Source organism: Pseudomonas sp. S2_A05 (assembly GCF_054668485.1).
The window spans coordinates 1,994,281-2,008,568 of sequence record NZ_CP162775.1 but is presented as its reverse complement, the minus strand read 5'-3'; the positions used below and the strand labels follow the sequence as shown (position 1 = coordinate 2,008,568).

Sequence of the window (14,288 nt, the reverse complement as noted above, 5' to 3'; positions counted from 1 at the left end):
ACACTCTGTATTCGACTCGGAATTTCAGGTCGATGAATAACGGAAGAACCACGCGGTCGGTTCCCTCTCCCTCCGGGAGAGGGCTAGGGTGAGGGGCTTTTCAGCCGAGCACCCGTTCCAGAGTCCGCGAAACTCCAACCTCGCGCAGACTCTGGCAGCACCACTCGAACGCCGCAACAAACTCCGCCGACTTCGGTATCGCTGTGCCGAAAATCTCTTCAACACCCAGCAACCGCTCCGTGATCAACCCATCGTCCGCCACCAGCCCCTGGCAAAACGCCGCTCGCGGATCCGGAATCGAATACGTATCGCCATTCTCATCCACGCCCTTCAAATACAGCGCCCACGCCGCCACGACCAGCGCTGCACGTTTGGTCTCGCGGCCATCGGCGATCAGGCGATTGATCGTCGGCACGGTGAACTTGGGAAATTTCGACGAGCCATCCGAACACACACGCTCCAGTTGATCGGCAATCGCCTGATTGGAAAACCGCGCGACCAGCGTGTCCTTGTATTCGCTCAAATCAATGCCCGGTACCGGGGCCAACTGCGGCGTGACATCCAGATCCATATAAGCGCGCATGTAACGCACGAACAGCGGATCGTTCATGGTCTCGTGGACGAAGCGATAGCCCTTGAGGAAGCCCAGATAAGTGAGCGCCAGGTGACTGCCGTTGAGCAGTTTGATTTTCATCTCTTCGTACGGTGATACGTCGTCGGTGAACTGCACGCCGACCTTTTCCCACGCCGGGCGGCCGTTGACGAATTTGTCCTCCAGCACCCACTGCACAAACGGTTCGCAGACCACCGGCCAGGCATCGTCGACGCCGTGTTTGTCGGCCAGTTGCAGGCGATGCGCGGTGCTGGTCATCGGTGTGATGCGATCGACCATGGCGTTGGGGAAACTGACGTTCTGGTCGATCCAGTCGCGCAGATCCGGATCACGCAGGGCGGCGAAAGCCAGCAGCGCCTTACGGGCGACGGCGCCGTTGTGGGGCAGGTTATCGCAGGACATCACAGTAAATGCCGGAACGCCCGCCGCACGCCGTTTGGCCAACGCGGCGCAGAGGAAACCGAACACAGTGCCCGGCGCCTCGGGATGGGCCAAGTCGTGTTGAATCTGCGGCAGATGCGCCATGAACTCGCCGTTGCTGTCGTCGATGCAGTAGCCGCCCTCGGTGATGGTCAGCGAGACGATGCGGATCTGTGGTCCGGCGAGTTTGTCGATCAGCGTCTGGGCGTCATCTTCGGCCAGCAGCATGTCGCGGATCGCGCCAATCACGCGCACTTCGGTGTCATCGCTGTCGCCCAGCTCAAACAGGGTGAACAGGTAATCCTGCTCGCGCAGATCATCGCGGGCACGGCGATCTTCCGGGCGCAGGCCGACGCCACAGATTGCCCAGTCCAGCGCTTCGCCAGTGTTCATCAAGGCATCGGTGTAATACGCCTGATGCGCGCGGTGGAACCCGCCGACGCCAATGTGGGCGATGCCTTGGCGGGTGTCGCCGAGGTTGTAGCCCGGCAGTTGCACTTGGGCGGCGAGGCGATTGAGGTTCTGTTGGTTGAGTTTCATCGGATAGTCTCGAAATCAGGCCGCAGCACGCAGCGGACGGGTCAGCGCCACACCTTCGGCATCGAACAGATGGCAGTGGGTCGGGTCCAGACGCAGGCTCAATTGCTCGCCGTAACGGCTGGCCAGATCGCCGCGCACGCGCATGGTCAGGGCTTCGCCAGCGCTGGTGGTGACGTGGCAGAAGGTGTCGCTGCCGAGGCGTTCGCTGACGTCGGCAGTCACCTGGAACGTGCAATCGCCGGGTTGCGCCAGCTCCAGATGTTCCGGGCGAATGCCCAACGTGACTGCGCTGCCGACACTGAGGCTGGCAGCGTTGAACGGCAGGGTGATGCGCGTGCCGGCGTCCAGCGAAACTTCACAGCTCGGGCCGTCGATGCGGGCAATCTTGCCTTTGAGGAAACCCATTTTCGGCGTGCCGAGAAAGCCTGCGACAAACAGGTTGGCCGGGTTGTGATACAGGTCCAGCGGCGAGCCGACCTGTTCGATCCTGCCGCCATTGAGCACCACGACTTTATCGGCCATGGTCATCGCTTCGACCTGATCGTGGGTCACGTAGATCATCGTCGCTTGCAGGTCTTTGTGCAGGCGCAGCAGCTCCAGACGCATCTGCACGCGCAACGCCGCGTCGAGGTTGGACAGCGGTTCATCGAAGAGGAAAATCTTCGGGTTGCGCACGATGGCACGGCCGATCGCCACGCGCTGGCGCTGGCCGCCGGAGAGCTGTTTCGGCTTGCGCTCGAGCATCGGCCCGAGTTCAAGAATGCGTGCCGCTTCGCCGACCTTGCGCTCGACTTCGGCTTTCGGCACGCCGGCCAGATCGAGGGCGAACGACATGTTCTTTTTCACCGTCATGTGCGGGTACAGCGCGTAGGTCTGGAACACCATCGCCAGATCGCGCTTGGCCGGGCTGACTTCGGTGATATCGCGGCCATCGAGTTCGATAGTGCCGCCGCTGACCTCTTCCAGCCCGGCGATCAAGCGCAGCAGGGTGGATTTGCCGCAGCCCGAGGGGCCGACGAAGACCACGAATTCCTTGTCGTTCACTTCAAGGTCGATGCCCTTGATGATGGAAAAGCCTTCGAAGCCTTTTTGCAGATTCTTGATTTTCAGGTTGGCCATGAGATGGGCCTCCGCAATTTATTATTGGGTTAAACCAGATCGGCTTTTCTGTGGGAGCGAGCCTGCTCGCGAAGGGGCCGTGTCAGTCGACATCAGGGTTGAATGACACTCCGCTTTCGCGAGCAGGCTCGCTCCCACAGGGGATAGGGTTGGATTCGGGATGTTCATTTCACGGCGCCGAACGAGAGACCGCGCACCAGTTGCTTCTGGCTGATCCAGCCAAAGATCAGAATCGGCGCACAGGCCGGGTCGATACGGCCGACAACTTGGCCCAGAACAGCCCTTCGGGACTTGAATACGAGGCGATCAGCGCGGTCAGCGGTGCGGCATTCGATGAGGTCAGGTTCAGCGACCAGAACGCCTCGTTCCAGCACAGGATCAGCGACAGCAGCACGGTCGAGGCGAGGCCGCCCTTGGCGATTGGCAGCAGCACGCGGACCATCTCCTGCCACAGCGTCGCACCATCGAGGCGGGCGGCTTCGAGGATGTCCTTGGGGATGTCCTTGAAGTAGGTGTAAACCATCCAGACCACGATCGGCAGGTTGATCAGCGTATAGATCACGATCAGCGCGATGCGCGTGTCGAGCAGGCCGAAACTCTTGGCCAGCAGGTAGATCGGCATCAGCACGCCCACCGGCGGCAGCATTTTGGTCGAGAGCATCCACAGCAGCGTGCCTTTGGTGCGCTGGGTTTCGTAGAACGCCATCGAGTAGGCCGCCGGCACCGCGATCAACAGGCACAGGGCGGTGGCGCTGAAGGAGATCACCACCGAGTTCCAGGCGAAGCTGAAGTAATCGCTGCGCTCGTTGATGTGCAGGTAGTTCTCCAGCGTTGGCGTGAAGATGAACTGCGGCGGCGTGGCGAAAGCGTCGATTTCGCTCTTGAAACTGGTCATCACCATCCAGAAGATCGGGAAGAAAATCACGATCGCGATGGCCCAGGCCAGCGTGCCGAGCAGCAGGCTTTGCAGGCGGCGGGATTGTTGGAGGGTCATGGCAGGCCTCACGCTTTGTCAGTCAGGTTTTTGCCGATCATTCGCACCAGAATGATCGCGGCGATGTTGGCGATGACCACGGCAATCAAGCCGCCCGCCGAGGCCATGCCGACGTCGAACTGCACCAGCGCCTGGTTGTAGATCAGGTAGGCGAGGTTGGTCGAGGCGTAGCCGGGGCCACCGTTGGTGGTGGTGAAGATTTCGGCGAACACCGAGAGCAGGAAGATTGTTTCGATCATCACCACCACAGCAATCGGCCGCGCCAGATGCGGCAGGGTCAAGTGCCAGAAAATCGCGATCGGGCCGGCACCATCCAGGCGCGCGGCTTCTTTCTGTTCCTGATCCAGTGACTGCATGGCGGTCATCAGAATCAGGATCGCGAAGGGCAGCCATTGCCACGAAACAATGATGATGATCGACAGCAGCGGGTAGTGCGCCAGCCAGTCCACCGGTTGCGCACCGAACAGCTTCCAGATGTAGGCGAGGATCCCCGAGACCGGGTGGAAAATCAGGTTTTTCCAGATCAACGCGCCGACGGTGGGCATGATGAAAAACGGCGAGATCAGCATCACCCGCACCAGGCCGCGCCCAAGGAATTCGCTGGCCTCGAGCAACGCGCTGATCAGCACGCCGAAGACCACGCTGATCAGCAGCACACTGCCAACGAGCAACAACGTATTGGTCGCGCCGGGCATGAAACCCGAATCAGTGAGGAAATAGGTGAAGTTCTCCAGCCCGACGAATTCGTTTTCGCCGGGATAGAGCAAGTTGTAGCGGATCATCGAAAAGTACAGGGTCATGCCCAGCGGCACGATCATCCACAGCAGCAACAGCGCCACCGAAGGACTGACCAGAAACCAGCCGGGATTGCGCACCCGCAGCTTGCGCTGCGGTGGCGACAGGTCGATGTGGGCTTTGGCAGTTGAAGTATTCATGGCATTCACAACCGAGTCATACAGACCTATGGAGATCCCCATGTGGGAGCGAGCCTGCTCGCGAAAGCGCTGGGTCAGTGTCATGTGTGTTGGCTGACACGACGCCTTCGCGAGCAGGCTCGCTCCCACAAGAGGCAGGAGCAAGGCATTCAGCGGTTACTTGGGATAACCCGCGCGCTTCATCTCGCGTTCCGTGGTCTGCTGCGCCGCCGCCAGCGCCTGATCCACCGTGGTCTGGCCGATCAGCGCTGCCGAGAACAGCTTGCCGACCTGGGTGCCGACTGCCTGGAATTCAGGAATGGTCACCAGTTGAATGCCGATGTACGGCACCGGTTTCAGCGTCGGTTTGCTCGGGTCAGCGGCTTTCAGCGATTCCAGCGTCACTTTGGCAAACGGCGCGGCGTTCATGTACGCGTCGCTGTAGGTCGAAGCGCGGGTGCCCGGCGGCACGTTGGCGATGCCATCGGTCTTGGCAACCAGTTCGCCGTACTCTTTGGACGTGGCCCAGGCGCTGAAGGTTTTTGCTGCGTCCTTGGCCTTGGAGCTGGTCGGAATCGCCAGCGCCCACGAATACAGCCACGCCGAGCCTTTATCCGTGACTTGATGCGGAGCGAAGGTGAAACCGACGTGATCGGCGACCTTGCTCTGGGTCTTGTCGGTGACGAACGAACCAGCGACGCTGGCGTCGACCCAGATCGCGCATTTGCCGCTGTTGAACAGGGCGAGGTTTTCATTGAAACCGTTGCTGGATGCGCCCGGCGGGCCGGATTTCTTCATGGTGTTGACGTAGAAATTCAGCGCGTTTTTCCACTCCGGGCCGCTGAATTCCGGTTTCCATTGCTCATCGAACCAGCGCGCGCCATAAGCATTGGCGACCGTGGTGACCAGCGCCATGTTCTCGCCCCAACCAGCCTTGCCGCGCAAGCAGATACCGTACTGCTCTTTGTCTTTGTGGGTGAGCTTTTCGGCAAACCCGGCGATCTCTTCCCAGGTCGGCCGCTCCGGCATGGTCAGCCCGGCTTCCTTGAACAGGTCGGTGCGGTAATAGGTGATCGAACTCTCCGCGTAAAACGGCAGCGCATACAGCGAACCCTTCACCGACAGGCCTTCGCGCACCGACGGAAAGACATCGTCGAGGGCGTAACTGGCCGGCAGGTCCTTCATCGGCTCCAGCCAACCCTTGCCGCCCCAGAGTGCGGCTTCGTACATGCCGATGGTCAACACGTCGAACTGGCCGCCCTGAGTGGCGATGTCGGTGGTCAGGCGCTGACGCAGGACGTTTTCTTCCAGCACCACCCAATTGAGCTTGATGTCCGGATGCTCGCTCTCGAAGGTTTTCGAGAGTTTCTGCATGCGGATCATGTCGCTGTTGTTGACGGTGGCGATGGTCAGGGTCTGGGCGCCAAGGCTGACGCTGCTGAGGGTCATGCAGGTGAGAGCGAGCAGAGCTTTTGCAGTGGGTTGCATCGTGCACTCCTTTTCTGACACCCGACGGGGCAGAAGGACAGTTATTGTTTTTGTGTCTTCCGAATGCAGGAAGAATCTGCGCTGATTACAGCCTTCCACGGCGGAGCTGACAAATCATCCCTAGCACTTTTGTCGATACTTTTTTGCACTGGGGTTTGAGCGGGTGAACGCAGGGAAGGGGTTTTGCGCGAGGGGGCGTTAGCGAATGCGTACAGATTTCGCCAGCCGGGGCACGGTTTTTTTTTGGGAGCGAGCCTGCTCGCGAAGATGGTGTGTCAGCCACAGGATTTTTCAATGACAGACCGCTTTCGCGAGCAGGCTCGCTCCCACAGGTGGCGTGTCGTCAGAGATGGTTCTGTTCTGTCAGCCGTTGCACCGCCAGCCGTCGATAGTGCGACGGCGTCATGCCCTTGAGTTGCTGGAAGCGTCGATTGAAGTTGGAAATATTGTTGAAGCCCGACTCGAAGCACACCTCGGTCACCGGTTTGTCACCATCGGCCAGCAGCTCACAGGATTTGCTGATGCGCAGGCGATTGACGAATTCGATGAAGTTGCGCCCGGTGGCCTGCTTGAATACCCGGCTGAAATAGGTCGGTGTCATACCCAGGTGTTCGGCCACTTCTTCCAGTGAGATGTCCCGCGCGTAGTGGCTGAAGATGTAGTCGACCGCGCGGTTGGTGCGGTCGATGTTGTGTTCGTCGGCCAGTTGCGGCGTGGTGGCGCCGGACAACAACTGGAAGTCATCACTGGCCGCGAGCAATTCCATCAGGATGAAAAAGTGCCCGAGGCGAGTGATGCCGGTGCTGTCGGCGATCCGCTGCATCAGTGTCATGGCCTGACGGATCGTGCGCTTGCAACGAAATTCGATGCCGTACTGCGCACGCTCAAGCAGTGGCGCCAGGGATTTCAGCTCAGCGAACACCTGGTGCCCGCTCTCGAACAATTCGTCGGTGAAGTTGACCAGCATGTCGCGCTTCTCCACCACTTCATCCTCGGCGACCTGGCTGATCCAGTTGTGCGGCAGGTTGGGACCGGTCAAAAACAAAGTCTCTGGATAGAAGTTGCCGATGTAATCGCCGATGAACACCTTGCCGGAGCTGGCCACGATCAGGTGCAGCTCGTACTCCTTGTGGAAATGCCAGCGCACCAGCGGGCAGGGGAAGCCGTGCTGGCGGTAGATGATGGACAAACCGTTATGGTCGTCCATCAACTCGTAGGAAGGGTCGGTCACGCGAGCGGTTCGGGTCATGACGGGGCACTTTTTTATTATCGCTGCGCGATCATGCCTCGTTTTTTGCCATTTGTGCCACTTCCGACCGGCCGTCCGTGGTGACCGCTCAACTGAGCTTGTCGCGCGCCTTTTGCAGGTTGGCCATTTGGCAGAAACGCACGATGTTGGAATTTTTGATGAAGTCGAAATTGATAATGTTGCACTTGCGCGCCCAATCGGATTTTTCCGGGTCGAACCACTCGTCAAGACTGTCGAGGATTCGCTGCGGCCCGCCGAGTGTGTAACTGGTTGCCGACAGCGACCATGGGCGAAGCGTACTGACAGGTGTGCTCAGTACGTTGTCTATATAGCCATAAAGATCCGAGGTGCTGACCTGTGATTTGCCGATCCACTTGTGATTGATTGGTCTGTAGAAACGAAAGTCTTCGCTTTCCCAGGTCATCGGCGCGGCCACCATAATGCGTTGCAATGGATTGATGGCTTTGAGTTGGCCAATTGTCAGATGCAGATTGTCGGTGGGAATGATCCGTTCCCCAAGGTGCTCCAGCAAAGCTGTTTTGAATTCCTCATGGTTGAATGGATCTGTAGCGCTGGAAAGTTCATGAAAGTCCAGAATGATAAACTCATTCGGGCTTCTTTCATAAAACCCCTTTAGGTCCCTGATCAGGTCTTCAAGCGTTCGCGAAGAGTTGAATCCATTGTGGTGAAAACGGAATCTCGCCAGTTGTTTCGCCTTGCTGTTGTAAACAAGGCGTACATCAAGTGCGCGAGCGCCGCGATTCAACTGCGAATAAAAGGAAACGTCCTGGCAGGCAAGCCAGTTTTTCCCGGGAATAAGGGCGTAAGACGCTTCCCAGTCACAACCGGCGTTATGCGCGCCGGGCAGGGTCATTTCAAATAACGAAAGATTATCGATTTGTGGTGAATAAGCCATCCATTGATGGGTTGGTATATCGTCGAAGTTTTCCATGTTGCACATCCTGCGAAGTGGTTAGTAAGTTGCGCGCAGGATGTTTATAAGCATGTTCGTGTTATTGCGAAAGTTGGCTTTTAATGCAAGTCATGTAATTGATGTAATCAGCGCTCTGTTGGGCTCAATTGGTTTTTGGCTTCGATCCATTGAGCCATGTATTGAGTGCTTTTGAATGTGTGATGTCGCAACATGGCGCCGGTGAAGTTGTCGTTTCTAAGTTGTGCCAAGTGTTGTCGGCAATCATCTATCCGGTTGATCAGACGCGGGCCATGTACGCTGCGCTGATAACGCTGCTGCAAAAGTGCCGAAGCCTGAATCTGCGCCTGCTGCCAGCGCGCCGGATTTTCGTACAGTTGCACCGCCTGTTCGGCAAAGGTGTTTGCGTCGAGGGCGACGGCTCCCGGCCACGGAGCGTCGCCGTGCATGGCTTCGGCGCCGATCGGTGTGGTCACACTCGGCGTGCCACAGAGCATGGCATCGAGCAGTTTGCCCTTGATTCCCGCGCCGAAGCGCAATGGCGCAAGGCAGACTCGCGCTGCCGACATCACTTCAAGTGCATCTTCGGCCCAGTCCATGATGTGAAAGCCTTGGGCCGGATTGTGCAGTGCGGTGGCTTTGGGCGGCGTATAGGCGCCATAGATATGCAGTTGCGCGCGAGGCAGGCGCGCGCGGATCAGCGGCCAGAGCGTGGTCTTCATCCAGAGCACGGCATCCCAGTTCGGCGCGTGACGGAAGTTGCCAATGCTGAGGAAATGCGCGCGCTCTTCGAAACCTGGCGGGGCGGTGTCCGGAAGATCAATCATCAACGGACACCAATGCAGGATTTGCCGGGGCAGGCCAAATTCCTCCACCAGCAGGTCGATCTCGACTTCGGAAATCATCAGGTTCAAGTCGCAGCGATACAGCGCAGCGATTTCCCGTTTGGCCAGATCGGTGCCGGCCATCAGCTGGAATTCTTCGGGCAATGCCGGTGCAAACAGCCCGGTGAAATCAGTCTGCTCGTCGTTGCTTTTCAGCCGGTCTTTCAGGCGCTGATGACGCGCATGCCGCAGGCTTTGCAGGTCGGAAGTTTCCAGGAGGCGCAGGGCGTCCGGACAGTGTTTCTCCACCCGCCAGCCAAACTGTTCTTCCATCATGAACTGATCGAACAGCACGATATCCGGCGCCAACTCGCTGATGAACGTGTCGAAACTGCTGTTGTTGAGCTCGATCGATACTTCGCGAATGCCCAGCGCCGTCAGATCAGCCTTGTGTTCACCCGGGCCGGCCGGGCTGCTGAACGTGATGTCCCAGCCTTGATCGAGAAATGTCTCGAGGATCTGCATGACATGCCCGCTGGCCGCCGATGAGCGCGGTTCTGGCCAGACGTAGCCGATGACCAGAACTTTGGTGGTACGCGAATGGCTCACGACTGATCCTCTGACCCATGGAAGAAAAAAGGGCGCAATTAAACCACAGCGAAGTGATTGAAATGCACCCTGTCCACCGACCAGCCGTTTCAGCGTTTAAATGACCGGTTTGGTGAGGTTGAGCAGCAGCGGCCCTTGTAGAAACTTGCCTGCAGCGGTGTTGCGCACGGCATCGTCGATGGTCTTCACATTGAAGCTCAATATGGCCGGACGCGTTTGTGCTTGATCGAGCAGCGATACCGCAAGCATGTATGACTCAGCGTTGGCCAGCGCCGGATGGTCCTGGACCAGTTTCGGCAGACTGGTTTTTACCTGGTTGAACTCGACGAATCCCGGTCGGTGCGCCAGAGCGTGATGTGGATTGATCAGGTTGTCCGGATGCGCCTTGCGCGCGTCCCGAGCCAGCTCCAGCAGTCCGACCGCATCGAACTCCGCCTGATGCAACTCCGGGTAGACCTTGCCGTAGTACAGGTCGAGGGTGTCCGGGCCACCGTGGGACATTTCGTGAATCAGCACGTCGGCGACGCTGCCGTCGTCGTAACGCGACAACTTGTAAAACTCATCGAGATTGTCCGGGTAGATCGACAGAAACCGGCCTGCGGACTCATCGATTTTTTCGCCGGTGCGCAGCGCTGTCTGCCAGCGCTTATAGGCCGGTGGCGAAAGCGAGGCGATCACGCCGGGTTGATGCGGGCGGAACGTCACATTGCTGAAGCTGATCGACTCGAGATCCTTGCGCATCGCGCTGAGATGTTTCGACACGTGCTGTGCCACTTCATCGGAATCGTTACCGAACACATGCTTGAGCACCGCGCGAATGTCGTCGTTGGAAGACAGTTGCGACAGCGCGTTGATGGAGTTGTCCAGCTTGGTCCGGGCGCGGGGAATGGCTTTTTTCAGATAACCGCGGGTGTAACTGAATGGCTTGAAGCGGCCGAACAGGCGCTTCAACGGGGCGAAGTTACCCAGGTCGAGCAGTTTCAGGCGCGGGCCCCAGGCACCGCCGGTGCGGATGCTCAGCGCGTGCCAGTCCTGGTTGCGTTCCAGCACTGCGATGTCGATCGCCTCGCCAAGCGCGTCGGCGCCTCGCCAGGTCGCCTGACGCACATCGCCGGTGTGGGAGAGCCTGAGCCAGTCCCGACTCTCGACACCATGGATCAACCTTTTCAATTGCACGCTGGCGGTGTGCGCGGCGTCGAGCGCGGTTTCGCCGGCAAAGACCACGCCGCGTTTGACCAGACGAAAACCTTTGCGGGCGAGGGCGGGCAAACCGTCGAGCGGGTTGATCAGCGACACGGCCGCTCGGGCCACGGCTTTGGCGACTTTCAGCAATTTGAGCGTGGTCGACCCGGTCTTGGCGATGATGCTCGCTGCCGACGCGCCAAGACCGACCAGCAGGCCGATGACCGACAGGCCATCCAGAATGCAGCCACCAATGCCTTCGGCGACACGGTCGGTGCGTCCGGAACGAATGTCTTCAATGCACTGTTTGAACGGCACGATGACGTTGATTGCCAGGTTCTCGACGATCTCCCTGGTGTCACGCCATTCTTCCAGGCCGTTGCGCACATCCAGTGCGGCATACAACTCTTCGCGGCGGGCGACAGGATGGTTGTCCAGTACGCATTGGGCGATCTCATCCAGTTGCGCAGAAAAGAACAGCGGAACCGCGCGCACATCAGTCTCTTGCAGTTGCAACTGCCAGAGCTTCTCCACCACTACTTTGGAAGTCATGCCCTGGCGTGGTTCGCTGCCTTCGCGGTAGGCGGCGTAATCGAGGGGCCACTCGCTGGCTTTGTTCTTGTCCTGAAAATCGTACTTGCTGCCAGTGTATGAAAGGGTCGGCCGTTGATGAATGAGGCCGGTGTCTTGCAGCTTGAGCGCCAGATCCGGACGCTCGTAGCAAACGCCGCGCAGCGTGAACAGTTCGTAAGCGCGCAGCCGATCACCGTTGTCGCAGCAAAGAATAATCCCGTAACGCCCATTGGCCTCATCTCGCTGGATTTGCGTTTCTTGCTGCGTATTCAGTGGATTGACTTCCTTCCTGACGGTGTAGAAGGTCATTTGGCCGCTGGTCAAGGCCTGACGATCATGCTCTGGCATCTGCGTGATCGCCATTTTGATCAGGGACGATAGACCCTCGCGCACGTTCCGGTAGTAACGATCAAACGCCTGATCAAACAGTTGCGACGGCGATTGCAGTTCGGCCAGGCGGGTGAAGGCATCGGCCGGGGGGTGGAAGTTGTCGCGGGTCTTGAATTTGTCCGAAAGTTGCCCGTCTTCAACCAGATCGCCGGAAAGATACAGATCGAGAATCGACAGGCGTAGGCGCAACAGGCCGTTGATCGCGTATTGGTTGTTGTCAGTGGCGCTGGCGAGGAAATTCCAGAACTCGGTGAGAATTCCCGCCGGATGCGCAGCCTTCAACCCTTCGAGCCAGCTACGTTCGCCGAAACTGTCCAGGTACTTTATTTCGAAGGCCGGCTGTTCGAGATAGGCGCCGGCGGGCATCACTTGCTCCAGCGCACGCAGAGCGATTTTGCGCCGGTCCGGTGGCGCGGTGGACAAGCCTGTTTCAGACTGGGCCAGAGCCTCCATGTAACGCGAGAAATACGCGCTGGCCTTGATCACCGTGGTCTTGTCGTAGTCTTTGTCGCTGCGGTAAGGGATGACTCCGTTGAGTACCGCCCAGTCCACCACCGCCGGGATCGCCGCGGCTTCGTACAACTTGTCGAGCTCACCGGAAACCGGGGTCAGCTCGGAAAACGCCTTGAGTTGTGCAAACGTCATTGCACGCGAGCTGCCAGGTGCGGCGTGCTCGACCACGGCAGCGCTCTGGCGTGCAGTTACCCAGCCTGGCTTGTCCAGCGTGAGCCCGGGCGGGATCTGGTCGATCAGCAACTCCGGTGCTGCACCCGCGATCAATAGATGCGCTGCCAGTGGCGCGTTGTGCGCTTCGCTCAGGCCCAGATCAACCAGATGCTGTTCGAACAGGACGCGTACTTCGGCAGCGCTGAGTGTGGAATTCGCCGGTTGATAGAAGTCATAGCCGGCGACAAGAGGCTGATCGGAGCGCAATTGCATGTCGATGATCAGCGCAGCGATGACTAACTCATTGACCTGGCGTTCGCGCACGTCCGCGTTATTGGCTTCCAGATGCCAGCCAAGGCGTGCATGCAGGGTTTCTCCCAGGGCGCGAGCGGTTTTTCGCCTCAGGAAGTTGTGCAGGAACTTGTCCGCGTTGTCGCGTATGTCCTGTGCCGGAATCAGGTTGAAGTTGGCGAACGCCAGTACCTGCAACAGGCTTGTCGCACCTTGGGTCAGCTCATGCACTGTCTGGGTTATGACTTTGCGGTCCGCTATCGATAGATGAAACGGTGACGACTCATCGGCGTGGAGCAATTCGTGGTAGTCGCCCAAGGCGGGTGGCTCGGGCAGTTCGAAGGCCAGCCATTCAATCAGTGCCCGGGTTTCGGCAATGTTCGTCGGCACGTCATAACCGTTGAACTTCAACCATTGCACTATGCCAATCACTTGGCCGGAATAAACGACGCCGCCGATGTTCTTCGCCAAATCGGCGAGCATATCGAGTTCTTCGGAAAACACCGAAACTTCAGCATTATCCAGTGCAATACTGAAACGATGAGATTCGAACTCTGAATCATAAACAACGAGAACCCCGGCGTTGGCATCCACTGCTAGTTGAATATCAGCTGAAAAAGAATGGTTGCGTAACAGCTGCGCAAACTCCGGAGTTGCAATTAAATTTTTCAAGGCATTGCGTGCTGGTTCACAGCGTTCGTCAAAACTGCTGCCGATGACCCGGGGGATGAAGCGATCTTGCAGATTGAATACAGTGGCGACCGGCAGCGAGGCGCTTGCCGAGTAACTGTCGGCCGAGACTTCAAACTCAGTTGCCTTAAGGGCTTCAACAAGTAACTGAACAATAAGCGCGCGTTCCTGTTTGTCGGAAGCGGAGCAATCGACGGCGGCAGGCACGTCAGAAGAAATGAACTGCATGGGCTCTATCCTGAATGAGTATCGAAAGTTCCCTGGCTGTATTTCGTTATTTATTAACGCGGCCAAAGATGATTCAGGATAGAGCTGGCAGGTTAAGCAATGGCAGTGTTAGTTAGTTGCTGATTATTTTCGGATGTGACAAGTTGCATCTGCGACGGACTTTTATCAGGTTTAGTTCAGAATGCTTTTAACTTTGTCGCGCAATTGATCGATGGAGAAGGGCTTGCCGATGACATGCATGTCGCTGGGCACATCAATATTCTCGGCATAGCCGCTGGCGAACAGGATGGGCAGAGCAGGGCGCAGCTCCCGCGCCTTTTCGGCAAGTTCGCGGCCATCCATGCCAGGCAGGCCGTGGTCGGTCATCATCAAATCGATGGCTTTGCCAGGATCCGCAAGGATTTCGAGTGCCGCGTTGCCGTCATCAGCCTCCAATACCGTGTATTCCAGCTCCTCCAGCACATCGACGATAAGCATGCGCACGATGGAGTCGTCTTCTACGACCAGGATAGTGGATGGAGTGGCAGACATGGCAGGACTCTCAGAAAAATGAAATCGGGGGATACC

9 protein-coding genes and 1 pseudogene are annotated in these 14,288 nt (G+C 58.2%); all 10 read right to left on the bottom strand.

The features are described from left to right. Positions 1 to 100: 100 nt before the first annotated feature. Positions 101 to 1,573: a mannitol dehydrogenase family protein gene (locus AB4O12_RS09195; protein ID WP_460061517.1), complete on the bottom strand. Its 1,473-nt coding sequence runs from the start codon at positions 1,571 to 1,573 to the stop codon at positions 101 to 103. Between the two features lie 15 nt (positions 1,574 to 1,588). Beyond that, the gene (locus AB4O12_RS09190) at positions 1,589 to 2,692 is read right to left on the bottom strand and encodes an ABC transporter ATP-binding protein (RefSeq protein WP_310216221.1); all 1,104 of its coding nucleotides are present in this window, start codon (positions 2,690 to 2,692) and stop codon (positions 1,589 to 1,591) included. Between the two features lie 164 nt (positions 2,693 to 2,856). Beyond that, positions 2,857 to 3,686: pseudogene (locus AB4O12_RS09185) on the bottom strand (carbohydrate ABC transporter permease). Positions 3,687 to 3,694: 8 nt separating this feature from the next. After that, positions 3,695 to 4,621, bottom strand: a complete 927-nt coding sequence (locus tag AB4O12_RS09180) for a carbohydrate ABC transporter permease (RefSeq protein ID WP_041480415.1) — start codon at positions 4,619 to 4,621, stop codon at positions 3,695 to 3,697. A 156-nt stretch (positions 4,622 to 4,777) separates the two neighbouring features. Beyond that, entirely contained in the window at positions 4,778 to 6,088 is a 1,311-nt protein-coding gene (locus AB4O12_RS09175) for an ABC transporter substrate-binding protein (RefSeq protein ID WP_236169056.1), read from the bottom strand. Positions 6,089 to 6,431: 343 nt separating this feature from the next. After that, positions 6,432 to 7,337, bottom strand: coding sequence for an AraC family transcriptional regulator (locus tag AB4O12_RS09170; RefSeq protein WP_056789758.1), 906 nt, complete (start codon positions 7,335 to 7,337; stop codon positions 6,432 to 6,434). An 88-nt stretch (positions 7,338 to 7,425) separates the two neighbouring features. Continuing rightward, complete coding sequence (locus tag AB4O12_RS09165) at positions 7,426 to 8,289, bottom strand: PI-PLC domain-containing protein (RefSeq protein WP_315435115.1); 864 nt, start codon at positions 8,287 to 8,289, stop codon at positions 7,426 to 7,428. Positions 8,290 to 8,396: 107 nt separating this feature from the next. Beyond that, complete coding sequence (locus AB4O12_RS09160; RefSeq protein WP_460061512.1) at positions 8,397 to 9,701, bottom strand: glycosyltransferase; 1,305 nt, start codon at positions 9,699 to 9,701, stop codon at positions 8,397 to 8,399. A gap of 96 nt (positions 9,702 to 9,797) precedes the next feature. Beyond that, positions 9,798 to 13,286 (bottom strand): hypothetical protein, encoded by a 3,489-nt coding sequence (locus AB4O12_RS09155; protein WP_460061510.1) that lies wholly within the window; start codon positions 13,284 to 13,286, stop codon positions 9,798 to 9,800. Between the two features lie 606 nt (positions 13,287 to 13,892). Then, positions 13,893 to 14,252 carry a response regulator gene (locus AB4O12_RS09150; RefSeq protein ID WP_460061508.1) on the bottom strand — a complete coding sequence of 120 codons (360 nt, stop codon included), beginning with the start codon at positions 14,250 to 14,252 and terminating at the stop codon, positions 13,893 to 13,895. Between the last annotated feature and the right edge of the window lie 36 nt (positions 14,253 to 14,288).